General features: G+C 40.0%; 25 protein-coding genes and 1 riboswitch. Of the genes, 17 read left to right on the forward strand and 8 right to left on the reverse strand.

The window, feature by feature from the left end:
• Positions 1–105: 105 nt before the first annotated feature.
• The 5 genes from AC07M3_RS17560 (at position 106) to ftsW (ending at position 5219) form a co-directional block, all read left to right on the forward strand.
• Positions 106–369, forward strand: coding sequence for a FeoA family protein (locus tag AC07M3_RS17560; protein WP_016801736.1), 264 nt, complete (start codon positions 106–108; stop codon positions 367–369).
• Positions 366–2219, forward strand: coding sequence for a ferrous iron transporter B (feoB, locus tag AC07M3_RS17565; protein WP_017391154.1), 1854 nt, complete (start codon positions 366–368; stop codon positions 2217–2219). Before AC07M3_RS17560 ends, feoB begins: the two co-directional genes overlap by 4 nt.
• 20 nt (positions 2220–2239) lie before the next feature.
• Positions 2240–2491, forward strand: coding sequence for a DUF6587 family protein (locus AC07M3_RS17570; RefSeq protein ID WP_003654445.1), 252 nt, complete (start codon positions 2240–2242; stop codon positions 2489–2491).
• A gap of 160 nt (positions 2492–2651) precedes the next feature.
• The gene (gene murD, locus AC07M3_RS17575; protein WP_439915232.1) at positions 2652–3998 is read left to right on the forward strand and encodes a UDP-N-acetylmuramoyl-L-alanine--D-glutamate ligase; all 1347 of its coding nucleotides are present in this window, start codon (positions 2652–2654) and stop codon (positions 3996–3998) included.
• Positions 3999–4022: 24 nt separating this feature from the next.
• Entirely contained in the window at positions 4023–5219 is a 1197-nt protein-coding gene (gene ftsW / locus AC07M3_RS17580) for a putative lipid II flippase FtsW (RefSeq protein ID WP_005037312.1), read from the forward strand.
• Positions 5220–5268: 49 nt separating this feature from the next.
• On the opposite strand, the gene gluQRS is transcribed toward ftsW, so the two are convergent.
• From gluQRS to AC07M3_RS17610, 6 genes are all read right to left on the reverse strand, one after another.
• Positions 5269–6165 (reverse strand): tRNA glutamyl-Q(34) synthetase GluQRS, encoded by an 897-nt coding sequence (gene gluQRS / locus AC07M3_RS17585; RefSeq protein ID WP_494567879.1) that lies wholly within the window; start codon positions 6163–6165, stop codon positions 5269–5271.
• Between the two features lies 1 nt (position 6166).
• Positions 6167–6703: an RNA polymerase-binding protein DksA gene (gene dksA, locus AC07M3_RS17590; protein ID WP_004640678.1), complete on the reverse strand. Its 537-nt coding sequence runs from the start codon at positions 6701–6703 to the stop codon at positions 6167–6169.
• 210 nt (positions 6704–6913) lie between these two features.
• Positions 6914–7726, reverse strand: coding sequence for a 3',5'-cyclic-AMP phosphodiesterase (gene cpdA / locus AC07M3_RS17595; RefSeq protein ID WP_494567878.1), 813 nt, complete (start codon positions 7724–7726; stop codon positions 6914–6916).
• Positions 7723–8358, reverse strand: coding sequence for an NUDIX domain-containing protein (locus AC07M3_RS17600; RefSeq protein ID WP_311084243.1), 636 nt, complete (start codon positions 8356–8358; stop codon positions 7723–7725). The genes cpdA and AC07M3_RS17600 overlap by 4 nt, the downstream gene beginning before the upstream one ends.
• 75 nt (positions 8359–8433) lie before the next feature.
• Positions 8434–10311 (reverse strand): phosphomethylpyrimidine synthase ThiC, encoded by a 1878-nt coding sequence (gene thiC, locus AC07M3_RS17605; RefSeq protein WP_003654459.1) that lies wholly within the window; start codon positions 10309–10311, stop codon positions 8434–8436.
• A gap of 88 nt (positions 10312–10399) precedes the next feature.
• A riboswitch (TPP riboswitch) is annotated at positions 10400–10534 on the reverse strand.
• A 34-nt stretch (positions 10535–10568) separates the two neighbouring features.
• Entirely contained in the window at positions 10569–11654 is a 1086-nt protein-coding gene (locus AC07M3_RS17610) for a hypothetical protein (RefSeq protein ID WP_494567877.1), read from the reverse strand.
• A 108-nt stretch (positions 11655–11762) separates the two neighbouring features.
• Here AC07M3_RS17610 and AC07M3_RS17615 point away from each other — a divergent pair, with 108 nt between their 5' ends.
• The 4 genes from AC07M3_RS17615 to phoU all read left to right on the forward strand — a co-directional run bounded on the left by AC07M3_RS17615 (position 11763) and on the right by phoU (position 15500).
• Positions 11763–12344 (forward strand): TetR/AcrR family transcriptional regulator, encoded by a 582-nt coding sequence (locus AC07M3_RS17615; protein WP_494567876.1) that lies wholly within the window; start codon positions 11763–11765, stop codon positions 12342–12344.
• A complete protein-coding gene (locus AC07M3_RS17620) occupies positions 12337–13242 on the forward strand; it encodes a DMT family transporter (RefSeq protein WP_017387749.1) in 906 nt (301 codons plus the stop codon). The genes AC07M3_RS17615 and AC07M3_RS17620 overlap by 8 nt, the downstream gene beginning before the upstream one ends.
• An 80-nt stretch (positions 13243–13322) precedes the next feature.
• Positions 13323–14669, forward strand: coding sequence for a multidrug efflux outer membrane protein AbuO (gene abuO, locus AC07M3_RS17625; RefSeq protein ID WP_494567875.1), 1347 nt, complete (start codon positions 13323–13325; stop codon positions 14667–14669).
• A gap of 108 nt (positions 14670–14777) precedes the next feature.
• Positions 14778–15500 (forward strand): phosphate signaling complex protein PhoU, encoded by a 723-nt coding sequence (gene phoU, locus AC07M3_RS17630; protein ID WP_003654470.1) that lies wholly within the window; start codon positions 14778–14780, stop codon positions 15498–15500.
• A gap of 305 nt (positions 15501–15805) precedes the next feature.
• On the opposite strand, the gene AC07M3_RS17635 is transcribed toward phoU, so the two are convergent.
• Together AC07M3_RS17635 and argH are read right to left on the reverse strand one after the other, a co-directional pair.
• Positions 15806–16075, reverse strand: a complete 270-nt coding sequence (locus tag AC07M3_RS17635) for an oxidative damage protection protein (protein ID WP_004795121.1) — start codon at positions 16073–16075, stop codon at positions 15806–15808.
• Between the two features lie 9 nt (positions 16076–16084).
• Positions 16085–17518, reverse strand: coding sequence for an argininosuccinate lyase (gene argH, locus AC07M3_RS17640; RefSeq protein WP_209734572.1), 1434 nt, complete (start codon positions 17516–17518; stop codon positions 16085–16087).
• Between argH and AC07M3_RS17645 the strand changes: the two genes are divergently transcribed.
• The 8 genes from AC07M3_RS17645 to AC07M3_RS17680 all read left to right on the forward strand — a co-directional run bounded on the left by AC07M3_RS17645 (position 17509) and on the right by AC07M3_RS17680 (position 24262).
• On the forward strand, positions 17509–18648 hold the full coding sequence (locus AC07M3_RS17645) for a sensor histidine kinase (protein ID WP_494567874.1): 1140 nt from the start codon (positions 17509–17511) through the stop codon (positions 18646–18648). The two genes, argH and AC07M3_RS17645, sit on opposite strands and share 10 nt — an antisense overlap.
• Before the next feature lie 60 nt (positions 18649–18708).
• Positions 18709–19449 (forward strand): LytR/AlgR family response regulator transcription factor, encoded by a 741-nt coding sequence (locus AC07M3_RS17650; RefSeq protein WP_005045199.1) that lies wholly within the window; start codon positions 18709–18711, stop codon positions 19447–19449.
• 101 nt (positions 19450–19550) lie between these two features.
• Positions 19551–20468: a hydroxymethylbilane synthase gene (gene hemC, locus AC07M3_RS17655; protein WP_199991456.1), complete on the forward strand. Its 918-nt coding sequence runs from the start codon at positions 19551–19553 to the stop codon at positions 20466–20468.
• Positions 20469–20471: 3 nt separating this feature from the next.
• Positions 20472–21239, forward strand: coding sequence for a uroporphyrinogen-III synthase (locus AC07M3_RS17660; protein WP_494567873.1), 768 nt, complete (start codon positions 20472–20474; stop codon positions 21237–21239).
• A gap of 8 nt (positions 21240–21247) precedes the next feature.
• Positions 21248–22090, forward strand: a complete 843-nt coding sequence (locus AC07M3_RS17665; protein ID WP_307013454.1) for a hypothetical protein — start codon at positions 21248–21250, stop codon at positions 22088–22090.
• A 9-nt stretch (positions 22091–22099) separates the two neighbouring features.
• On the forward strand, positions 22100–23293 hold the full coding sequence (locus tag AC07M3_RS17670; protein ID WP_494567872.1) for a heme biosynthesis protein HemY: 1194 nt from the start codon (positions 22100–22102) through the stop codon (positions 23291–23293).
• A 7-nt stretch (positions 23294–23300) separates the two neighbouring features.
• Positions 23301–23741: an acyl-CoA thioesterase gene (locus AC07M3_RS17675; RefSeq protein WP_003654484.1), complete on the forward strand. Its 441-nt coding sequence runs from the start codon at positions 23301–23303 to the stop codon at positions 23739–23741.
• A gap of 194 nt (positions 23742–23935) precedes the next feature.
• Positions 23936–24262 (forward strand): H-NS histone family protein, encoded by a 327-nt coding sequence (locus tag AC07M3_RS17680; protein WP_092709580.1) that lies wholly within the window; start codon positions 23936–23938, stop codon positions 24260–24262.
• Positions 24263–24466 lie beyond the last annotated feature (204 nt).

Below are 24466 nucleotides of genomic sequence, written 5' to 3' on the forward strand. Positions count from 1 at the left end.
TTTAAGGTTTGTCGATTAAACTGAATAGGAAGTGAAATTTAACCTTATTTGGTAATTATTCTCATTTATATGTATACTACAAAAAAAGGTTTAGGATCGGATGCGGTGCGTTTATCAGCTTTAAAAGTGAAGCAAGCGGCGACCATCAGCAAAGTGAATCGGATATCAGTAGAGTCCGAGCAGCAAGATTTGGTCGCAATTCGTTTGGAAAGTCTGGGCTTTGTGCCAGGCACACGAGTGGAAGTGATTACCAAGGGTATTTTTGGTGGTGATCCGATCTTGATCCAAATTGGCTTTACTCGTTTCGCTTTGCGTAAAGCAGAAGCGGACAAAATCGAAATTCAAGTAGAAGAAGGAGTACCCGCATGAGTGATGCGTTACGTATTGCCCTTGTGGGAAATCCAAACTGTGGTAAAACCTCTCTTTTTAACCATTTAACTGGAACTCGACAAAAAGTCGCAAACTATGCGGGTGTAACGGTCGAGCGTAAAGTAGGTCATTTTCAGTTACCTTCAGGGCGTGCAGTGCGTGTACTCGATTTACCGGGTACATATAGTCTAAATGCAACCAGTCCTGATGAGGTTATTACCCGTGATGTTTGCTTGGGTAAGATTGCCGAAGAAGGTCAGCAAGATGCTTTTTTATGTGTGGTCGATGCGACTAACTTAAAATTGCATTTAGGACTAGTGCTCGAAATGATCGAGCTTGGCCGTCCGATTTTACTCGTACTGAATATGATGGATGAAGCGCGTCGTCGTGGCATCCAAATTAATACTCAAAAGTTGTCTCAACGTTTGGGCGTAGCAGTCGTTGAAACAGTTGCTGTTCGTAATGCGGGTATTGAAAATTTATTACATGCCCTTGATCAAGAAAAATACAGTGTGCCACAAACAGAACTGAGTGGTTTGACTGGGACGCATCATCAAAAAATCGATATGATTTTTAAAGATGTTGTTCAATATGTCGATCAGGGAGATAAGCGTACTGATTTTCTAGATCGAATTTTCTTACACCCAGTTTTAGGCCTATTTAGCCTTGCACTCATGATGTTTATTGTGTTCCAAGCAGTTTTTGCTTGGGCAGCTCCGTTCATGGATGGTATTGAAGGCTTCTTCGGTTGGTTAGGTGAAGTGGTGGGAACTGTGATTACACAGCCACTGCTGCATAGTTTGGTTGTTGACGGAATTATTGCGGGTGCAGGTGGCGTAGTTGTGTTCTTGCCACAAATTTTAATCTTGTTCTTCTTCATTTTAGTGTTAGAAGAATCGGGTTATTTACCACGTGCAGCATTCTTGCTTGATAAATTAATGTTTCAAGCTGGTCTAAGCGGACGTGCTTTCATTCCTTTACTTTCAAGCTTTGCTTGTGCAGTACCGGGAATTATGGCAACCCGTAGTATTAGTGACCCTCGTGATCGTTTTACGACCATTATGGTTGCGCCTTTAATGACCTGTTCGGCACGTTTGCCAGTATATGCTTTGCTTATTGCGGCCTTTATTCCAGAGAAAATGATCTGGGGTATTTTCAATTTACAAGGTCTGGTGCTATTCGGTCTGTATATGGCTGGTATTGTGAGTGCTCTTTGTGTTTCATTTTTAATGAAGTTTTTGCAAAAAGATAAGTCACAGCATGCTTTACTGCTAGAGCTACCGAGTTATCGTTTCCCTGATTTAAAAAGTGTGGGAATTGGTTTGCTGGATCGCGCGAAGATCTTCTTGAAACGTGTCGGTGGAATCATTTTTGCGCTTTCTATTTTGCTCTGGTTTTTGTGTACTTTCCCACAGCCACCAGAAGGGGCGACATTACCTGCGATAGATTATAGTTTTGCCGGTATGCTAGGACATCTTATTCAACCTGTATTTGCTCCAATTGGTTTTAACTGGCAAATCTGTATTGCTTTAATTCCAGCAATGGCAGCACGTGAAGTCGTAGTGGCAGCATTAGGTACAGTTTATGCCTTGTCTGCAACGAGTGACGATGCTGTAGCTCAAGGTTTGTCACATCTGATTAGTGCAGATGGTTCGGGTTGGTCCTTGGCAACAGGATTATCGCTTTTAGTGTGGTTTATTTATGCTCCACATTGTTTGGCCACATTGGCAACGGTACGACGTGAAACAGGTTCATGGAAACATGTTGCTGTCATGACTGCATATCTGTTCGGCTTGGCTTATTTGGCATCGTTTGTTACCTATCAAATTGCTTCCCACTATTGGGGTTAAGGCAAGAAAGGAGGTTGTATATGATTCAATATCTGATTATTGCGGTTTTAGTGAGTTGGAGTGCTGTTGTTGTTTTTAAGAAAGTATTTCCAAAAACAGCAAATTCAGTCTTTTCTACACTCTCTTCATTTTGTGAAAAGCAGGGTTGGACAACCTTGGCAAAATGGCTTAAGCCAAAAATGACCTTTGGCTGTGCTGGCGGCTGTGGTTGCTCAAGTGAAGATAAACCTACGAATACAGTTCAAGAAATTAAGCCGATTAAATGGCAATAAATTTAGTATTTCTTGTTTCGTCTAAAAAGCCATCATATTGATGGCTTTTTTACGCACTGACACAAAAAAAGATGAATAAAGTTCAAACTGAAAAAGCATTCAAAACAGCAAAGTGCTAACATTTTTGCCATTCTGTCGATTGATAAATTGTGGGGCAAAAATGTTAATACAACGTGGTGGATTAAAAGTTGTCGCAGGCTTGGGAATATCAGGCGTTTCTGCTGTTAATTTCCTGCATGAACAAGGCTACCAAGTTGCAGTAACGGATTCTCGTCCCACACCCCCAGGCTATGACCAGATTCCAGCTGGCGTTAAAACCAGTTTCGGTCAACTTGACCAAGAATTATTATTACAAGCAGAAGAAATTATTTTAAGCCCAGGCCTTGCACCGCAATTACCAGAAATTCAGGCAGCTATTGCTCAAGGGATTTCAGTCGTAGGTGACATTCAATTATTACGCCGTGCGACCGAAGTGCCTATTGTGGCGATTACGGGTTCTAATGCGAAAAGTACAGTAACGACTTTAATTGGTTTAATGGCTAAAGATGCGGGTAAAAAAGTTGCTGTGGGTGGAAACCTTGGACGCCCAGCTCTAGATTTGCTAAAAGACCAACCAGAGTTACTTGTACTTGAGCTATCAAGTTTTCAATTAGAAACCACATCTCATTTAAATGCTGAGGTTGCTGTGGTTCTTAACATGAGTGAAGATCACTTAGATCGTCACGGCGATATGTGGGGTTATCATCAAGCAAAACACCGTATTTTCCAAGGCGTTAAAAAAGTCATATTTAACCGTGATGATGCTTTAAGTCGTCCTCTTGTTCCAGATACAACACCAATGCAAAGCTTTGGTCTAAATGCTCCAGACTTAAATCAATATGGTGTTTTAAGAGATGGCGATGGTACGCTTTGGCTTGCGCGTGGCCTACAGCGTTTAATTAAAAGCTCGGATTTATATATTCAAGGCATGCACAACGTAGCAAATGCTTTAGCTTGTTTGGCGCTAGGTGAAGCTATTGGCTTACCGATGGAATCTATGCTTGAAACGTTAAAACAGTTTAAAGGATTAGAGCACCGCTGCGAGTTTGTCAAAACCGTACATGATGTACGTTATTACAATGACTCTAAAGGAACTAACGTTGGTGCTACACTTGCAGCAATTGATGGTTTAGGCGCTGCAATTGAGGTTAAAAAGGGTAAGGTTGCCTTGATTTTGGGTGGGCAGGGCAAAGGTCAAGATTTTGCTCCATTACGTTCTTCTATCGAAAAATATGCCAAAGTTGTGGTATTGATTGGTGAGGATGCTTCAGTTATTGAGCAAGCAATTCAGGGTGCAACCAAAATTTTGCATGCAGCAACGCTCAAAGAGGCTGTAGAGCTGTGTCAACGTGAAACACAAGCTGAAGATGTTGTGCTGTTATCACCAGCCTGTGCAAGTTTTGATATGTTTAAAAGTTATAATGACCGTGGTCAGCAGTTTGTTGCCTGCGTCAATTCGTTGGTTTAAAGAAAACATGATTAGGAATGTAGTATGGCAGGCTTAGCTCAGACCACAATCCAGAAAATCAATCATTGGTATGAACGGATATTGCCTAAATGGCCAGCGGAAGTGACGCCACGTAATGTCCTGATTTTCTGTGTCGTTGCATTATTGTGTATCGGTTCAGTGATGGTCGCATCTGCTTCGATGCCCTATGCTGAATATATGCATGAAAACCCGTTTCACTATGTGATTCGTCATGGTATTTCGATTGTCGCTGCGGCTGTGGTGGCTTATTTGACCTATCGGATATCACTCAATACGTGGTTTAAAAATACTTTCCCGTTGTGGTTGTTGACCATGGTTCTTTTGCTTGCTGCTTTGGTGGTGGGTTCAGAAGTCAACGGTTCTACACGTTGGATTAAGATCGGTGGCTTTACTTTGCAGCCAACCGAGGTTGCCAAAGTCATGATGGCGATCTTTACCGCAGACTACGTTGTGCGCCGTGCCAAAGAGGTTCGTACTCATTGGAAAGGCTTATTACGTTTAAGTGGGGTCATGGCAATCACGGTCGGTTTGATTATTGCTGAGCCTGACTTGGGTGCTACGATCGTAATTGTGTTGATGATGGTCGGAGTGTTCTTTTTAGCTGGTGCGCCGCCAACACAGTTCTTAATTATGTTAGGTGCGATTGTAACCGGTATTGTGTTTTTGATTTTGTTTGAGCCTTACCGTTTCCAGCGTTTGATTTCGTTTACTGACCCGTGGGCAGATCCATTAGGGGTTGGTTACCAGTTATCAAATGCATTAATGGCCTTTGGTCGTGGTGAATGGTTTGGTACAGGCTTAGGACACAGTGTACAAAAGCTGTCTTATTTGCCAGAAGCACATACTGACTTTATGTTGGCAGTGTTAGGCGAAGAGTTTGGTTTCTTTGGTATTTCGATTGTCATTGTATTATCTTTCTCGATGCTAGCATGTTGTATCAAAATTGGTCATCGTGCATTGAAACATCATTACCTTCGCGCAGGTTATTTGGCATACGGCATTAGTATTATTTTCTTGCTCCAGATCTTGGTAAATGCGGGCATGAATATGGGTTTGATGCCGACTAAAGGTTTGACTCTGCCATTTATTAGTTATGGTGGTACATCTTTAATGATGTGTGCTGCGATGATTAGCTTGATCTTAAAGATTGATGCTTCAACCCAAGAAGTGAACCCAGAAAGGGAAGAATCAAACTTCTAGTTGAGTACTTAGGCATTAGAAAACCCGATTTGATATCGGGTTTTTTTATTTATAGATAGGTTCCACTCAGCTGCTCTACATGTGGAATTAAATCTACATTCCACTGTGCTACCGCCTGTTTAAGCATAACTTTAGGTTGGTCTAAATCAACGTTAGGTTGTCCTAGTGCTTGAATTGCTTGTTGCAGCAATTGAGGAGCTTTTGACAAATCGAGTGCTTGAGCAAGGTTTTGCTTAGAGAGCTTTTGCCCTTGATCGTTCATGGCGAGGGGAAGGTGCATATAGCTCAGTTTAGGGTAACCTAAGAGCTCACCAAGCCAGATCTGCCGTTCAGTATTATCTAATAGGTCTGCGCCTCGAACAACATGGGTGATGCCTTGCAGATAATCATCAACGACTACGGCAAGTTGATAGTTAATAATCCCGTCACGGCGTTTAAGAACAAAGTCTCCAAGGTCGTGTTGCAGATTAGAACAATGAGTTCCTTGTAGTCGATCATCAAAACAGATCTGTTGATCTTGAACTTTTACCCGAATCGCTTGTCCTTGAAAATCAAGCCCTAGATTGCGGCAAGTTCCGGCGTAGATTGCATTTGAGCCCAGCATTTTGCGTGTACATTGACAAGCATAGATAAGACCGTCTTTTTTAAGTTGGTCTAATACGCTTTCATAAATGTCTAAACGGTTTTTTTGAAAGATGATTTCTGCATCGGGTTCGAACTGGAAGGCTTCCAGTGATGTGAGAATATGATCTTCACTGCCCGGATAAATACGAGGAATATCTGTGTCTTCGACACGAACGAGCCATGTGCCATGATGGGCCTTTGCATCACAATAACTGGCAACGGCAGTAATGAGTGATCCAAAATGCAAAGGGCCGGTTGGCGATGGCGCAAACCGACCTGAATATGCAAAGCTAGGTTTCTCTTTAGGAGTTACCTCGGTCATATTAACCGTTATTTTGCTTCTCTTTGATTTCTGCCAAAGTTTTGCAATCAATACATAAAGTTGCTGTTGGACGTGCTTCTAAACGACGTAAGCCGATTTCGATACCACACGTTTCACAGAAACCATAGTCTTCATTTTTAATGGCTTCCATAGATTGTTCGATTTTACGAATTAACTTACGTTCACGGTCACGTGTACGCAATTCAATTGCAAACTCTTCTTCTTGGGTAGCACGGTCATTCACATCTGGCAATGCAGTTGATTCGTCTTGCATCGTATTCAACGTACGATCAACTTCAGACATCAATTCAGCTTTCCATGCTTGCAGAATTTGTCGGAAATGCTCGAGCTGTCCTTCAGACATGTACTCTTCATTTTTCTTAGGTTGATAAGGTGCAATACCAAATAAACTTGCAGTTGTGCCTATATCAGAAGTTTTAGGTTTCACTTTACGTGCACGTTTTGCAGAAGCTTTTTCACCTTCCACTACAACTTCTGTATGTTCATCCAAAACTTGGTTGTGGTTGTCATTCGCCATAATAGGGCATTCCTCATCATACACGTATTATCTATACGCAAAAAATATGGTGATATGCAAGTGTTTTTATAGAAAACCATCGATGGATTTTACCATCGGGTCGTCATCATATAGATTTTTCCTGCAAGATGATAGTCATTCCGACCCGTAAATATTTTCAAAACGTGTTTACCCTAGTCATAATTGCATATAAGCATATAAAAAATAGAGCTAATAGCCTGAAATATCAGTATTTATAAGGCTCTGAAAATTTTCAAGACGGAAGACTTCGGTTTCAAAACTACCATCGTTTTTTAGACGAATGTAACGGTAGCCGGGAGCATTTTGGTCTAGGGCAAAGTCATTACTAAACGGTTTAAACTGAACACTGGTCGATGGGGTCGAGAAAAATTCGACCCCTTGCCAAGTGTTGAGTGAGTCTTGGTGAACATGCCCGCAGACTAAAGCTTTTACATTTTTAAATGGAGCTAATGTTGTAAGCAACGCATTAGAATTTTGTAACTTGTGATGATCAATCCATTTGGATTTCATTGCAAAAGGATGATGATGACAAGCCAATAAAACAGGGTTATCTGAAAATTCTTCGAGTAATGTCGCTAAATTTTGTAGTTGTTCTGGTGACAGATGTCCATCAATCTGACCTTGTACCGCACTATTTAATAAAATAACACGCCAGTTTCCTAAGCCAATCACCACAGGTTCCTGATGGTTTTCTTTATGCAATGGGAAATGGTCAACGTTATCATGATTACCCAGTGTCTGAAAAAATGGCAGACCTAACGTTTGCATATATTGAATATAACGTTTGTACGTAATAGGCGTTGGTGCTTGAGCCAGATCTCCGGTATGGATAATGGCATCAGTTTCAGGATGTTTTTTCAGGATCTGTTGAATAATTGCATGAAAACTTTCTTCAGGATTCATCCCCACAAATTCTAAGTGCGGATACTCCAATAAGTGAGTATCGGTAATTTGTATAATGACATGGTCTTTTTGTGAAAGTGTTGAGACTTGAAAAGTCACCGTCCTACCTCGTCGGATTTTATTATCGTTGTGATGTGTTGAGACAGCCATTGTAATGCCATAATGACAGGAGCATTTCTTAAACGTCCGCTGTCGAGTAACGTCTGGATTTCACTATAATTAAATAAGTGCAGTTGAATATTTTCACCCTCATTATCTACACCAAAAACACCGCCTTCAGCAGGTAAATCGGTTTCGCTAACATAGAGATGAAATAACTCCGAGCACGCACCAGCTGACGGATAAAAGCTAAATAGATGTTGTAAATCCTGAACTGCACACCCTGACTCTTCGAGGCTCTCTCGACGAATACAACTCTCGGGTGTTTCATCACCGTCTAACACGCCTGCGATTATTTCCAGTTGCCATGGGGAGTGAGGGTCATCTAAAGCACCAACACGAAACTGTTCAATCAATGCGAACTGTTGTTTTTGATCGTTGTAGAGTAAAACGCCTGCAGCTTCAGGGCGATGAATAAGCTCGCGCTGTATTACAGAGGTATATTCAGACTGGTTAAATAGACGATGTCGAAGGCTGACTTTTTCAACCTGAATAAAACCGCGGAATACATATTCACGGGATGTTATTTCGACATCTTCAGATATATAGCTTGGATGTTCAACAATGCTCATGAGCCAGTCAGGATAAAATCTATTTATTTCATCCTAACTGAGAATCATGGCTAGGCAAGTGTTTTTTTTGAATATTTACACTTTGTGATACAGTTTTTGTCCTTGTTCTTGATAAACCTCTTTCATGGTTTTGAGGCCTTCTTCAACCTCTGTATTAATATTGGTGAGGTTGTTGGCATAGTCACGAACATTCTGGGTGATTTTCATCGAGCAGAACTTTGGTCCACACATTGAGCAAAAGTGTGCAGATTTGTGAGCCTCTTTCGGTAAGGTTTCATCATGCATACTACGAGCTGTGTCAGGGTCCAGACTTAAGTTGAACTGATCATCCCAACGGAATTCAAAACGCGCTTTTGATAAGGCATTATCGCGAACCTGTGCACCCGGATGTCCTTTAGCAAGATCGGCCGCGTGAGCTGCAAGCTTGTAGGTAATAATCCCATCTTTAACATCTTTCTTGTTTGGTAGACCCAAATGCTCTTTTGGCGTGACATAGCAAAGCATCGCTGTGCCATACCAACCAATCATGGCTGCACCAATTGCAGAGGTAATGTGGTCGTAACCCGGAGCGATATCAGTCGTTAAAGGCCCAAGCGTATAGAATGGCGCTTCTTTACAAACTTCTAGCTGCAAGTCCATGTTTTCTTTAATCATGTGCATTGGTACATGACCAGGGCCTTCAATCATGACTTGTACATCATGTTCCCATGCACGATGAGTGAGTTCACCGAGTGTTTTAAGTTCGCTGAATTGTGCTTCGTCATTTGCGTCTTGGATACAGCCCGGACGTAGGCCATCGCCTAAGCTAAATGAAACATCGTAGGCTTTCATGATTTCACAGATTTCATCGAAATGTGTGTACAAGAAGTTTTCTTCATGATGAGCTAAACACCACTGTGCCATGATTGAACCACCACGAGACACAATACCGGTCAAACGGTTTGCAGTGAGTGGTACGTAGCGAAGTAATACGCCTGCGTGAATCGTGAAGTAATCAACGCCTTGTTCAGCTTGTTCGATGAGCGTGTCTTTAAAGATTTCCCAAGTCAGGTCCTCTGCAACACCATCCACTTTTTCTAATGCTTGATAAATTGGCACGGTGCCGATTGGAACAGGTGAGTTACGAATAATCCATTCACGTGTTTCATGAATATTTTTACCTGTCGACAAATCCATAATGGTGTCAGCACCCCAACGGGTTGCCCATGTCATTTTGGCAACTTCTTCATCAATTGAAGAACCAAGCGCTGAGTTACCAATGTTGGCATTAATTTTAACCAAGAAGTTACGACCAATAATCATTGGCTCAAGTTCTGGGTGGTTAATGTTTGCAGGAATAATTGCGCGACCTTCAGCAACTTCTTGGCGAACAAATTCAGGTGTAATTTCTTTTAAATTTTTTGCACCAAAATTTTGTCCCGGATGCTGGCGCGTATCAACACCTTCACGCTGGCGCTGATTTTCGCGAATTGCAATATATTCCATTTCAGGTGTGATAATACCTTGCTTGGCATAGTGCATTTGAGAGACATTTTTGCCAGCTTTGGCACGGCGTGGATTTTGAATGTGGGCAAAGCGAATATCTGCGGTACGGATATCTTTTAAACGTTCCTGACCAAACGTTGAAGTTAAGCCAGAAAGTACGTCAGTATCATTACGTTCTTCAATCCAGTTTTGGCGAACTGAAGGTAAACCTTTGTCTAAATCAATTTGAACATTTGGGTCGGTATAAACACCTGAAGTGTCATAGACCATAACAGGGGGATTATGTTCGCCACCAAGACCAGTAGGGGTATCGGTGAGAGAAATTTCCCGCATTGGAACCTGAATGTCAGGGCGAGAGCCTTCAATATAAACTTTTTTTGAAGCGGGTAAGATGCGAGTTAAATCTTTTGCATCTTGTTCATGTTGCGCTGAAATTTCAACAGAAGAGAGATTCGTTAACTGGTTCATTACATGATCCTTATGAATAACATCAACGAATCAAGCACGACCAAAAACGATGGCGGATTTATCTTTACTAGATAAATTTGAGGCTTAGGTTTTCAGATGGCTTGATTCCTACGCAGGTCTTAACCTGATCAGGTTCAACGGTACTTGTGATCAAACTTGTGTTGCGATAACACGGAATTTACACAATCTCAGCGAGCTATTACTCGCGCTCCGTCAAGCGAATTACAGACTAACATGATTTAGGTTGGCTGGCATTGTCAATTTGTATCTATACAAACCGCATCTATATGGCAGTCACGATAGACTTCAGTGTTCCATGGCGAATCAAATTTTAATAGCTGCTCAAGTTGTTCATGGGTAATCTGATAATTTGATTTTTTATCGCCATTCTTTTCAGTTAAATCTATTTTAAATTGCTTATTGCGCTCTTCTACAGGCGTGGCAATAAACTTAAGAAATTGCAGGGCAGGTTTTGCTAAACTTGACTGGCTCTGTGTAGATAGAAAGCGGATTTGCTGAAGGGCATCTTTATCAAACCATGTGTTCGGTGCATATTCATCTGACACAGGGGTGTTATCTAGGCCGAAGAAAATAAAATAGCGATATTCGTTAAAGAGTAGTTTTGCATCATTAATAAAGTGGCTTTTTGGATATTTTTGAATAAATTTTTCCCAAAAAAGTGCTCGTTCAGTAAGTTCTTTCCATGAAACAGCCAAAGCACCATCGTTATAGAAAATATCCTGATTGTCTTTCGCCATACGAGTTAAGAACTCTTTTTGGTCAATGGGTAAGGCTTTAGAGAAAACATCAACCAGATAGTTGGGCTGACGTCGATAGGTAAACATGCCTTCGCCTTGATAAAGGAGGTCAATATAGGCTTCACCATTATGTTGAAGTAAGTATTGGTCACGTGGACTAAGTTGGTCGAATAATTTTTTCTGGCTTTGGATGACTTTTTTAGGGTCTCGTTGTTTTTGTTCTAAAACGGCATAGCCAAAAGCTTCAAAAGCTCTGGCTGTTTTGTCAGTGTAGTCTTGCTTTAGAAAACGTTGATACATGGTAGTTGATGCATTAATAAGCTTAAGCTGCTCATCATTCTTTAAAGATGGAACACATGTTTTCAGCTTCTCATTAATTTGATTTAAGTCTTCTATTTTACTGTTCTGATTAATCTTCTGTATTGCGGCATTGATTTCGATACAGCTATTGTTTTGTTTGCTTACAGGCTTTTGTTCAGTTGATTTTTGCTCTTTAGAAGCAGCTTGATCTTGCTGCGATGTTTTATTACATCCAGATAAAATTAGTGCGCTACACACACTCATCATTAGAAATTTTTTCATCATTGTATTTTTATCGAAGTGAACATTGCTCAAATTATAACTCGGAAAAAGATTGCATCATTGTTAGAAATCTTTATTATTAGGTAGGTCGGTCTACTTAAAAATAAAACTATGAATGATAAAACAGCGAGACAGAAAATTCTCGATGCAGCAGCAACCTTGTTTTATAACGATGGCATTACTGCAACTGGAATTAACTCGGTTACGGCAAAAGCAGATGTTGCTAAGATGTCGCTTTATAATAATTTTTCCTCAAAAGGCGAGCTTGTTGATGCCTACATTGCTGCACGGCATCAAGAATGGCTTGATCTTTATCAAAAACGTTTAGAGACAACAAAATCAGCTACAGAAGCTATTTTGGCAGTGTTTGATGCCTATCAAGATCATGCAGAATTTGCCTATGAAAAAGGCTTTCGAGGATGTGGTTTGCTTAATGCAGCAGCGGAATTTCCAGCGAATAGTGCAGGGCGAAGTTCTGTCAGACAGCATAAAGAAGAGGTTGAAGCTATTGTTGCTGAACATTTAAAAAAATTAATACCAGACTCGCAGCGCGTTAGCTACGTGGCTACACAGCTTTCCTTTCTTTTAGAAGGTTCTATGGCAAGAGCAGGGTTGGAAGGAAGTAGTCGTCAACTTCTGTTAGCAAAACAAATGGCAGAAGATCTTCTAAAGAGAGAAGGCCAACATGATTAGCCTCATTAAAAATAGTAGTTATGGCGGTACAATTGCGATTTTAGTTGCTTCTGTTTTATGGGGAACAACAGGTACTGCGGCGGCATTTGCACCAACACTTGGACCACTCGCCATTGGTGCTGTGGCTATGGGTGGAGGCGGTCTTTTGCAAGCTTTGGTTGCATCGCGGGCGATACGAGAAAACCGACAATTTATAAGGCAAAACCTTCTAATACTGCTTTTAGGTGTTGCGGCAGTTGGTATTTATCCTTTAGCTTTTTATTCCTCAATGCATTATGCAGGAATTACGATTGGCACCGTGGTTTCTATTGGTGCAGCGCCACTGATCGCAGCAATTTTAGAACGATTCTTTGATCGGAAGTCTTTGTCAGCGATCTGGTTCTTAAGTTTTATTTTTGGTGTTATGGGCGTAAGTTTGTTATCTATGGGTGAAAACCATGCGGTCCAAGAGGGTACAAATGAATGGAATAAAATCTTCGGTATTTTTCTTGGGCTTGTCGCGGCTACAACTTATTCACTTTATTCATGGGCTGCTAAAAGGTTAATAGATCGGGGTGTTGCTGCTAAAGCTGCAATGGGCATGATTATGGGTGGTGGGGCAGTTATTTTGCTTCCTACTTTACTGGTTACAGGTGGAGGGTTGTTGCAAAGTTCAACCAATTTACTTGTTGCTGGGTATATGATGCTGATTCCTATGTTTTTGGGTTATTTACTTTTTGGTTTTGGTCTAAAAACAGTAAATGCCAGTAAAGCGACGACCTTAACTTTATTTGAACCTTTAGTTGCCGCACTTTTTGCCATCGTGTTGGTTGGTGAGCATATTTCATGGGTGGGTTGGATAGGCATGTTTTTGATTTTCATTTGTATTTTAATATTGTCAAAAAATGAGAACGCTTAAAAAACTAAAACTTTTAATGGCTTGAGTTTGCTTGGATTTTTTCTTAGTCTTAAAGGCAAGTTTTATCGTTGATTTGAACAATGAAAATAAAATTAATGGTCGCTGTTGGCCTTTGGAGTTTTGCATCTTCCAGTTTTGCTCTAGATTTAGTTGAGGCTTATGAGCGCGCAAAACAAAATGACCCAACATGGCAAGCCAATCAACAACAATTTGAAGCAGATCAACTTAATTTAGGCTTGGCAACTGGTGCCTTATTACCAACGGTCACATTGTCAGGAAATATTACTCGTAATAGACAAACGGTGAAGCGTTCTAATTTTCCGGGGGTTGACCAAGAAGGGCTTTCAGATGCCTTGGTGAGTAATACTTCAACCACTCGTCAAGCGACTTTAACTGCACGTCAGCCACTGTTTCGAATGGATGCTTGGGAAGGTTATAAGCAAGTTAAAACTTCGGTTGCCTTAAGTGAAATCACTTTAAGATTGCAAAAACAAGACCATGTTTTAAATGTAGCAGAAGCCTACTTTAATGTGCTGCGTCAGCAGGCATTAAGCGTTGCATACTTACAGGAAGAAAAAGCTTTGCTTGAGCAACTCAATATGATGAATGCCAAACTCAAAGAGGGGTTGGTAGCACGTAGTGATGTGAGTGAGGCAAATGCTCAATATCAAAATGCTAGAGCCAATCGTATTGCCACCAATGTTCAATTACTTTTAGCCCAAGAACAGCTTTCCGAATATATTGGTTCTTATGAAGATAAGCTTGCAGTATTGCGTGGTGATTTTAGTTTTCAAAAGCCGTATCCAGCCCAGCTTAATGATTGGCTTTCTTTGGCCCAGCAAAAAAACTTAAAGATTCAACAAGCACGTTTACAGCAACAATATAGTGAGGATCAGCGTCGTGTAGAAAAAGCTGCGCTTTATCCTCAAATTGATGCTGTTGCAAGTTATGGATATACAAAGCAGACACCAGAGACACTCATCTCGACTGATGGAAAATTTGATCAGGTTGGCGTGGAAATGAACTGGAATTTATTTAATGGTGGGCGTACACGAACATCCATTAAAAAGGCGACTGTAGAGGCTAGTAAAGCTCAGGCACAACTTGATGCAGCTATTCGCCGTGCCAATGTCGATGTGAAAAGTGCATTTATGCAGGTGGATACAGACCAAGCAAAACTCGAGGCAAGAAAAGCTGCAATGGATTCATCTTCGCTTGTTTCTCAAGCTTCAAAAGCGAGTTATAACGAAGGCTTAAAAAGTATGGTTGATGTTTTATTAGCGCAGCGTAATGCTTTTTCGGCAAAACAGGATTATCTTAATAGTCAGTATGACTACTTATTAAATGTACTTCGGTTAAAAGCTGCGGTAGGCCAGTTAGGCGAAAAAGATCTGGTCGAATTAAACAGCTGGCTAACCTATCAGTGAGCAAAAAAAGCTTTTATCTGAATTTTAATTTTGTCATAAAAACTTAATGATTGCTGTGTTCTAATGCTCAATCATTTTATTCCTGCGCCATCATGTTGGAGGCTTCCCTTGAGTCCAAGTAATCCGGTGTTAAGCCATCATATTTCTTCTCAATTTAATGAAGATTTGCAAGATGTAAACACAAAGTTCATGACCATGGGTGGCTTGGTCGAACAACAGGTGGCGAACGCAATTCATGCCTTGCTTGATACAGATGCAAATTTAGCGATTGATGTTCAATTTAAAGATAACGCCGTGAATCAATATGAACGTGATATTGATGAAGGTCTTACGCTAATTTTGGCACGTCGTCATCCGGCAGCGATTGACTTGCGTATGGTTATTGCGATGAGCAAAGCCAATACCGATCTTGAGCGTATTGGTGATGAAGCTGCCAAAATTGCCCGCATTGCACAAAACCTCTGTGAAGAGGGTGGTTCTCCGCGTGGCTATATGGAAACCCGTCATATTGGTAACCAAGTTCGTGTCATGATTCATGACGCACTTGATGCTTTTGCGCGTTTAGATGCAGATCAAGCTTTACGTGTGCTTTTAGCCGATGCAGATATTGACCGTGAATACCAGTCAGCAACCCGTACTTTAATGACTTATATGATTGAAGATCCACGTCATATTGCGCGTGTAATTAATGTGATGTGGGTGTTACGTTCTTTAGAGCGTATTGGTGACCATGCCCGTAACATTGCTGAGCAAGTGATTTACATGGCAAAAGGCTTTGATGCCCGCCATACCAAAATTGAAGAAATTGAAGCTAAAGTTCACGAAAAGTAATCTTAAGCTGAAATATTTAAAGGCCTTGTTTGAAACAAGGCTTTTTTATTTTTTAAAATAATAGATAAAAAAATGTCCCGAACTTTGGGGGGAAGTTCAGGACAGAAAATCAAGTGCATAAACACGACAGGGATCGTGTTCTTCTTGCTATGAATTGATATTAAGTTCTTCGCTTTTTGATGTCATGTAGAGTCCTGTTCGCTCTATGTAAGGCTTTTTATGCTTGTGTAAGTTTCACGTAAAAAAAGGCGGATCTATGTATATAGACCCGCCTTTTTAATGATGAGTAAGCTGAAACAAACCGATTATTCTGGTTTCCAGCCTTCAGCTTTTTCTACGCTTTCATCATTATTGAAAAACTTCTCACGTTGTTCTTCAAGGAACTTCTTCGCATCTGGTTCAAACACGTTTAAGCGTTTTTCATTAATCAGCGTAGTTTGGTGTTTTAACCATTCTTGCCATGCTTGCTTAGAAACATTTTCAAAAAAATCTTGGCCTTTAGCACCAGGAAATGGAGCGAAGTCTAGACCTTCCATTTCCTTTTGATATTTGCGGCAAAATACTTGTCGACTCATGTTTTATCCTTAAGCGTATAACTGTTCTAAACGTGTATGGGCACGAGCAATTGCAGCTTCTACCTGTTTTGGTGAAGTTCCACCAATATGATCACGTGCATTTACTGAAGCTTCTAGTGTTAGAGCTTTATCAAACACATCTGCTGTGATTAAGTCAGAGAATTGTTGTAACTGCTCAAGCGATAATTCAGATAAATCTTTTTCTTCAGCTACGCCTAAAGCAACAGCCTTACCTACAATTTCATGCGCATCACGGAAAGCAACGCCTTTTTTCACTAAATAGTCAGCAAGATCGGTTGCAGTCGAGAATCCACGAAGTGCAGCTTCACGCATAATTTCAATATTTGGAACTAACGCAGGAATCATGTCTGCGAAAGCCATGAGTGAACCACGAACCGTATCAATTGCATCAAATAAAGGTTCTTTATCTTCTTGGTTGTCTTTGTTGTACGCCAATGGTTGACCTTTCATTAGCGTAAGTAAGCTAATTAAGTCACCAAATACACGACCTGATTTACCACGGATCAGTTCAGGAACATCCGGATTTTTCTTCTGTGGCATGATTGAAGAACCAGTACAGAAACGATCAGGAATATTCACAAATTTGAACTGTGCAGAAGTCCAAAGAATCAGTTCTTCTGACATACGTGATAAGTGCATCATAATTAAAGACGCAGCTGCATTAAACTCAATGGCAAAGTCACGGTCAGATACGGCATCAAGAGAGTTTTCACATACAGCTTCAAAACCTAATAGTTCTGCTGTATAAGCGCGGTCAATTGGATATGTTGTACCAGCAAGAGCGGCAGAACCAAGTGGCAGACGGTTGACACGCTTACGGCAATCTTGAAGACGCTCAGAGTCACGCACTAACATTTCAAACCATGCTAACAGGTGATGACCAAAAGTCACTGGCTGTGCAGTTTGTAGGTGGGTGAAGCCAGGCATAATCGTATTTACATTTTTGGCAGCTAAGCCTAACAAGCCTTTTTGTAAGCGCTCTAATAATTTTAAAATGTCATCAATTTCGTCACGTAGGTAAAGACGAATATCGGTTGCAACCTGATCGTTACGGCTACGACCGGTGTGTAATTTTTTACCTGTAATACCAATACGTTGAGTCAAACGTGATTCAATGTTCATGTGAACATCTTCAAGATCGATGCGCCATTCAAAGGTTCCAGCCTCAATTTCTGAGCGAATGGTGCTTAAACCTTCAATAATGTCATCGCGTTCTGCTTCTGTGAGTACGCCAACTTTCGCAAGCATGGTAGCATGCGCAATCGAACCAGCGATGTCTTGTTTATAAAAACGTTGGTCAAACTGAACAGAGGCGGTAAATTCGGCTACAAAAGCATCCGTCGCTTCAGAAAAACGACCACCCCACATACCTGAGGTTTGGTCTGGGGTTACTGAATTAGGGGGATTTGAAGATGTGGTCATGGTGGCTCAGTAAAATAAAAAAGAGTATATCACTTGCCGAAGCTCAACAAACAAAGTTGTTTCCTACAGCATACCGAAATCAAAATTCCTCCTATTTTTTTACGAAAAACGGTCGTTGGCAACACTTATTCGAATTAATTATCGCAAGTAACATTTTGGCACTGGTTTTGGCACTGGCTGAAGCTCAGTCATGGCAAGCATTAAGCGGTGGACGCCTTTTACAATACATCGTTTTTATTAATTGGATCATCTTGTCCTTTTTTGCGCTGGTTGAACGCTTTCAGCATTTTTTTAGCAGCTTACGTCAAGAATTTGCCTTGGCTATTGGTTTTGTCATGCTGCAAGGTATTGTTGTTTTGACGACCTTAATGAGTAATTTTTTTCAGTTTGGTCTTTTAAATAAACATGCTTCTTTAACACAGGGCTGGAGCATTTATTTTACCAATGTGCCTTTATATCTAAGCTATGGGATATTACTGGGGGCTTTCTGTTTACGTTATTTATATGTCAGAGAACAGTGGCTGCATCAACAATCTGCAGAGTTAAATGCGCGTATTCAGGCTATGCAAGCGCGGATTCAGCCCCATTTTTTATTTAATAGTTTAAATAATGTGGTGAGCTTAATTGCGATAGACCCAGATAAAGCCGAAGGTATGTTGATTAGCCTGTCACGCTTATTTCGAGCGAGCTTCCAAGAATTAAAATTGGTCAGTCTGCATGAAGAAATCGAGCTGAGTAAACAATATTTAATGATTGAACAGGTGCGTTTGGGCGAGCGCTTAAAAGTAGATTGGAAAATTGAGCTTTCATCTGTGCAATTAAAACAGATCACTATTCCTTTATTGACATTACAACCTTTGTTAGAGAATAGTATTTTTCATGGGGTAGAACCAATGATAGGTAAAGCAACTATCGGGGTATTGGTTGAAATATTGCAAAATCAGGTCAGTATAGTCATTACCAACCCATATACAGACGATACAATAAATTCACGGAAAGGGCATGGAATCGCGCTTGAAAATGTAAAACAACGCCTGAAAGCATATTATGGGAACTCCGTTAGATTTCAGGTTTATAAAGGTGAAACCTTATATACCACCATTATGAGCTATCAATATCAAACAAAATAATAAGTTAGTCAGAGTTAACCATAAAAAAATGGATCAAGTTAACGGTGACAAGGAGGATGAATGAAGGTGCTGATTTGTGATGACGAACCACTTGCAGTGGAGCGATTATCACGTTTAGTTTCAAAGATGGGACATGAAGTTGTATCAACGGCTCATCATGGACAGGAAGCCTTGGAACAGGCGCGGCTTCATCAACCGGATGTAATTTTACTTGATATTCAAATGCCAGGTATGAATGGTCTTGTCTGTGCAGAACAGTTAAGTCAGCTGAGCCCTAGACCTGCGATTGTATTTTGTACAGCCTATGATCAACATGCATTGGAAGCATTTAAATCTCAGGCTCAAGCTTATCTTCTTAAACCGATCGACCCTCAAGAACTTGAACAAGTTTTTAGTCAACTGACTCAGCTTACTCGAGCACAGCTTAATGCTTTGCCACAACATGATTTTTTACATGATCTAAAAACACAGCGACATCAAATTGCTGCCAAAACCTATCGTGGGGTTGAGCTGATTCCTGTGGAGAATATTTATTATTTTTTAGCAGATCAGAAATATGTCACGGTGCGTCATCAAAATGGCAGTGTATTAATTGATGAAACATTAAAAGAGCTTGAAACCGAATTTGCAGATCAATTCATTCGCATTCATCGCAATGCGTTGGTTGCAGTTGCATATTTAGATGGATTGGAGTTGGTCAGTTCGGGGCAATATCAGGTTCGATTACGTGGTTTAGATGAACGACTTTCGGTGAGCCGTCGACATTTATCTATGCTTAGAGACCGGATTCATCAGCTCTAAACTTAAAAAGAGTTATCTTTTACGTGCGAGATTTTACTTGCAATTTTAAGGGATCAAGTTAAGTTTAGGGTGTATTGTTTGACCAGCCCATGCTTGAATTTATGAAAACCTTGAAAATTGCTACACGACAAAGCCCACTTGCTCTTTGGCAGGCAGAATATATTCGTGCCCGATTACAGGAGCTTCACCCAGATTTAACGGTGGAGTTGGTTAAGTTTGTCACGCAGGGCGATAAAATCTTAGATACGCCTTTAGCAAAAATTGGTGGGAAAGGGCTGTTTGTTAAAGAGTTAGAAGCAGCACTTTTAGATGGGCGTGCAGATTTAGCCGTACATTCAATGAAAGATGTCCCGATGGCTTTGCCAGAAGGTTTAACCTTGGCGGTAATTTGTGAACGTGAAGATCCATTAGATGCTTTCGTTTCAAATCAATTTGAAAAATTTGCTGACCTACCTCAAGGTGCAAAAGTTGGTACATCAAGTTTACGTCGTAAATCTCAGATTTTAAAACAACGCCCTGATTTGCAAATTATTGATTTGCGTGGAAATGTTGGAACGCGTTTAGCGAAACTAGATGATGGTCAATACGACGCGATTATTTTGGCCAGTGCTGGTTTGAAGCGCTTAGGATTGTCAGAACGTATCCGTCATTGTTTAACACCAGACATCAGTTTGCCTGCTGTGGGTCAAGGTGCATTGGGTTTGGAATGCCGTGCAGCTGACAACGAAGTATTAGCTTTAATTCAACCTTTATTACACCAAGAAACAGATGTTTGTGTGCGTGCTGAGCGTGCCTTTAATGCTTATCTTGAAGGCGGTTGTCAGGTACCAATTGCAGGTTATGCCACACTACAAAATGGACAAATCCATATTGAAGGTCGTGTCGGAAGTGCCGATGGTCAAACATTATTACGTGCTGAACTGACAGATGAAGCCAGCAATGCTCAGCAATTGGGTGAAAACCTTGCTCGAAACTTACTTGATCAGGGCGCTGGTGAGCTATTAAAGGCTCTCTACTAAGCCATGTTGTTTATTAATACTCGACCTGATTCTCGGGCTGCAGAATTAACAGAAGTTTTGCAAAATGAAGGTTATCAGGTTGAGTCTTTACCTCTTTTAGAACTCGTTGCTAAACCCTTTTCCGAACATTTACTTCAGCTTTACCAACAATTAGTTAAAGCACAAGCTATAGTTGTAGTGAGCCCAACCGCCGTTGATGTGGGGATGAAGTATTTACTTCAAAGCGGTTTAAAACTATCTGACTTGAAGCATATTCAGTGGATTGCCGTTGGACAGTCAACGGCCAATTGTCTAAATGAGTATGGAATAGAAGCGCATATTCCAGATGTTGAAACCTCTGAGGGGATGTTAAATCTCCCTATTCTCCATAATATGAGGCAGGCTTGTAGCGTCGCTTTTTGGCGAGGAGAAGGTGGACGTCAATTTATGATGGAGACCTTGCAACAGCAAGAAATTCAGATTTTAAATTTCGTTTTATATCATCGGCAGTGTCCAGAAGCCTCATATTCCACATTCAAACATCTGACACAGAATTCAAATTATAATTTAAACAAATGGCTGGTCTTAATTACCAGTGAGGCGAGCTGGAAGTATTGGTTAGAGCTTTGTTCAAAAAATAATGTACAAGCTGATTGTGTATATTTGGTTTTAGGGCCACGTCTTTTTCAAATTGTTAAAGAATATCGCGATCAGCAACAGGCTCATTTTCACATTATTCAACTTGAAAATTTATCGCCTTCGGGGATGATTCATCACATTCAGGCATTATAAGGATTCGTATGAGAAAACTTGTTTCTATCATCATTTTACTGGGCATGGCTTGGTTGGCTAAGCTCAGTTACGATATGTGGCAAATTTCTCGTACTGTTCCCGAGCTTAAGCAAAGTCTGCTTCAATCAGAACAGCACTATGCCAATCTAAATGATCAATTGGTTGCTTTACAGCGACAATTACAGAATCAACCTGTAAATACAGGAAATAAACTGAGTCCGGCAGGCAATTTAGAAGTCCCGCCGATGGGTATTGCCCCTACAGTTTTAATAAAACAAAAGTTAGATTTAATTCAATTTGCAATTGATCAGCAACAATTGATTTACGCAGTTGATCAATTAAACCAGTTACAGCAATCTCTTCTACACTATGAAATTGCCCCTGCATTGCAACATAGCTTGAACCAATCGCTGGAGCAGGATAAACAGGCAGTTCAGCAATTCACATTGGCCCAAAATCAACGCCATCAATTGATTGACGATTTATTACAGACGATTGATAAAAATATTCAGCAAGCCTTAGCTCAGCCTAAACTTGAGATGGATCAGTCCGAGTCTGTATCTTGGTGGAAAAAATGGTTCCGTATAGAAAAAGTAGAAACGCCGTCTATTAATTTAATGAATCGAAGTGTAGTGCTCAAAGAAGTGCAATTAAGATTATTAATTGCGGAACAGGCACTCAATGAAGGGAAAATGACAGAGTACCAAAATGAGTTGCAATCTGTGATGCAAAAGCTAGATGAAATGCCTGATGCAACGAGTCAGCAGTTAAAAAAACGTATTGCTAAAGTGGCACATTTATCGGTAGTGCCTGTTCCTAAATTATCTACACTTGGTCTAATTGGCTCATAAGGAGGAGATATGAAACACCTCCTGTCGGTTTATTTCGTAATTAGCTTAATACTCTTTGCAGCTTTAGCTTTATTTAGTTATGGCTATGGAATGGGGTATGTCTATATCTACTGGCGACAATTGCAGTTGCAAACAAATGTCTGGGGATTAACCCTTGCTTTTGTGGTAGTGAGTTTTATTGCACAACTCGTATGGCTTTGGATTAAACGTTATTCCTCTCGTGAGCAAAGAAAAAGTGAAAACATCTTCCAGTTTAAAAACCTTCATCCCTATGAACAATTAGGTATTGTCTGGTTATTAGAGGCTGCCGAAGACCAACGTGTATTTATTGAACGTGTTTTTACTCAATCAGGACTTTTAAAAAATATTATTGATGCCAAGTTTCTGGTTTTAAGTGGAGACTATCCAAAAGCATTGGCTGCTTTAGATCAATCACCACCCATGGCATTTGAATTGGCCGAGTTACAGCGAATCGAAATCTTCTTAGCTGAAAACGAGGCTGACCGTGCATTAACTCATCTTGAGTTTTTATACCAGCATCAGTTATCGCCTTGGCTTGAGGAAATAGAAACCGCTTACCAGCAAAGATTAACTGCGTTATGGGGACAATTAGCGCTGCAACATCCATGGGTATATTTGCGGTCAATGAAGTATGGGTTATTAGATGCTGAACACCGTGATTTATGGTTGCAGCAGCTTCTTCAGCAGTTTGATCAAGCTTCTATCGATGATCTACATGCCTTGCAACAACGTTATCTGGATTTAGAGTCTGAGATCCAAACTCGACCTTATAGCAGTAAGTTGTTATGGCTCAAACTATTAGCACGTATGCCTGATATGAGCATGCAGCATGCAGCCTTAACACTACACTTATTAAAAGAGCAATTTGATCCAGAAGTGTTTTACCTGTGGTTTCAGCAACAGTTGCTTAAACAGGTTCCAGACTATGCTGATGTTGAAGAAAAAATTATTGAGCTTGAAAATCAATATATGAATTTGCCAGTTTTAACTTTTGCAAAATGGCATGTCTATATGGCAACCGGACGTCAAGCAGAGGCTGAAACATTATTAACATTATATCCAGATAATATTTTAATGAGCTATTTGCGTATTAAGTCTACCCTTAAAGAAGATGAAGTGTTAATCAATCAGTTAAACCTAATCTTTGAAAATGATGCGAATTTTTTAAAATTTAAAATATGAGGCAAAAATGAAAGAACTGTCTGTCTACCCGATAATATATGAACAGAAAGTAGCGTGGGGAGATATGGACGCTTTTGGTCATGTCAATAATGTACAATATTATCGATATATTGAAAGCTCACGTATTTTATATATGGAAGCGATAAATATATTAACCCCACAATTATATACCGTTGTCGCTTCAAGCCAATGCAAATACTTAAAGCCTGTTTTTTATCCCGATGTATTGAAAGTCGGTGTTCGCGTGGAAGAGCTCCGTAATAGTGCATTCCGTATGGCTTATATATTATGGAGCGAAACACAACAACAAATCGTAGCTACGGGTGAAGCTGTTATGGTATGCGTAGATAAATTAACAGAACGAAAATGTGAAATACCTCAAGAGATAAAACAAAAAATTATTGAGCTAGAAAAAACTGTTGGACATGACTTAATACATTTATCTTAAATAAATATTAATAAAATATATGTCATTTATAATTGATAATGTAATTAAAAGGTAATTTTTTTGATTATTCTGATGAACACGGCTTTCAAACTATTGCTTATTGAATGGATTATAAATAATATTGGTCTTGATTTTATGTTTTTAAATTTTGTCTGTATTATTTTGAATTGTCTGTAAGACTGGAGTATTTATTAATGAAACCGGATATCAGTGAATTATCTGTTGAAGAGTTAAAACGTTTACAAGCAGAAGCTGAAGCTTTAATTGTAAGTAAAAAAGATCAAGCAATTGAAGATGCTTATAATCAAATTATCGAGATCGCTGAAAATGTAGGTTTTAGTGTTGAACAACTTCTTGAGTTTGGTGCTCAAAAACGTAAGAAAACAACACGTAAATCTGTTGAGCCTCGTTACCGCAACAAAAACAATTCTGAAGAGACTTGGACTGGCCGTGGTAAACAACCACGCTGGTTAGTTGCTGAAATTGAAAAAGGCGCAAAACTTGAAGATTTCTTAATCTAATCGTATTGCTGATCTAAAAAGCCAGGCAAATTTGCCTGGCTTTTTTATGCGTGAAAATATTTAAAATTTTGCTATAAATATTATTTAAGAATTTGAGTGTTTAAATTCATCTTTAAATAGATTGTTGAGATCAAGTGTACATTTAGTAAGTTGATTAGCCAGTTTTCATGATTTTGTCATACGTTCAACTTATAGTCTTATTAC

The organism is Acinetobacter sp. GW821-FHT09D10, from assembly GCF_059416285.1.

Bases quoted from the DNA above. Each gene is read 5' to 3' on its own strand.
- feoB (WP_017391154.1), top strand. From the start codon at position 366: ATGAGTGATGCGTTACGTATTGCCCTTGTGGGAAATCCAAACTGTGGT.
- AC07M3_RS17570 (WP_003654445.1), top strand. From the start codon at position 2,240: ATGATTCAATATCTGATTATTGCGGTTTTAGTGAGTTGGAGTGCTGTT.
- murD (WP_439915232.1), top strand. From the start codon at position 2,652: ATGTTAATACAACGTGGTGGATTAAAAGTTGTCGCAGGCTTGGGAATA.
- ftsW (WP_005037312.1), top strand. From the start codon at position 4,023: ATGGCAGGCTTAGCTCAGACCACAATCCAGAAAATCAATCATTGGTAT.
- gluQRS (WP_494567879.1), bottom strand. From the start codon at position 6,165: ATGACCGAGGTAACTCCTAAAGAGAAACCTAGCTTTGCATATTCAGGT.
- dksA (WP_004640678.1), bottom strand. From the start codon at position 6,703: ATGGCGAATGACAACCACAACCAAGTTTTGGATGAACATACAGAAGTT.
- AC07M3_RS17600 (WP_311084243.1), bottom strand. From the start codon at position 8,358: ATGAGCATTGTTGAACATCCAAGCTATATATCTGAAGATGTCGAAATA.
- thiC (WP_003654459.1), bottom strand. From the start codon at position 10,311: ATGAACCAGTTAACGAATCTCTCTTCTGTTGAAATTTCAGCGCAACAT.
- AC07M3_RS17610 (WP_494567877.1), bottom strand. From the start codon at position 11,654: ATGATGAAAAAATTTCTAATGATGAGTGTGTGTAGCGCACTAATTTTA.
- AC07M3_RS17615 (WP_494567876.1), top strand. From the start codon at position 11,763: ATGAATGATAAAACAGCGAGACAGAAAATTCTCGATGCAGCAGCAACC.
- AC07M3_RS17620 (WP_017387749.1), top strand. From the start codon at position 12,337: ATGATTAGCCTCATTAAAAATAGTAGTTATGGCGGTACAATTGCGATT.
- abuO (WP_494567875.1), top strand. From the start codon at position 13,323: ATGAAAATAAAATTAATGGTCGCTGTTGGCCTTTGGAGTTTTGCATCT.
- AC07M3_RS17635 (WP_004795121.1), bottom strand. From the start codon at position 16,075: ATGAGTCGACAAGTATTTTGCCGCAAATATCAAAAGGAAATGGAAGGT.
- AC07M3_RS17645 (WP_494567874.1), top strand. From the start codon at position 17,509: ATGTGGTCATGGTGGCTCAGTAAAATAAAAAAGAGTATATCACTTGCC.
- argH (WP_209734572.1), bottom strand. From the start codon at position 17,518: ATGACCACATCTTCAAATCCCCCTAATTCAGTAACCCCAGACCAAACC.
- AC07M3_RS17650 (WP_005045199.1), top strand. From the start codon at position 18,709: ATGAAGGTGCTGATTTGTGATGACGAACCACTTGCAGTGGAGCGATTA.
- hemC (WP_199991456.1), top strand. From the start codon at position 19,551: ATGAAAACCTTGAAAATTGCTACACGACAAAGCCCACTTGCTCTTTGG.
- AC07M3_RS17660 (WP_494567873.1), top strand. From the start codon at position 20,472: ATGTTGTTTATTAATACTCGACCTGATTCTCGGGCTGCAGAATTAACA.
- AC07M3_RS17665 (WP_307013454.1), top strand. From the start codon at position 21,248: ATGAGAAAACTTGTTTCTATCATCATTTTACTGGGCATGGCTTGGTTG.
- AC07M3_RS17670 (WP_494567872.1), top strand. From the start codon at position 22,100: ATGAAACACCTCCTGTCGGTTTATTTCGTAATTAGCTTAATACTCTTT.
- AC07M3_RS17675 (WP_003654484.1), top strand. From the start codon at position 23,301: ATGAAAGAACTGTCTGTCTACCCGATAATATATGAACAGAAAGTAGCG.
- AC07M3_RS17680 (WP_092709580.1), top strand. From the start codon at position 23,936: ATGAAACCGGATATCAGTGAATTATCTGTTGAAGAGTTAAAACGTTTA.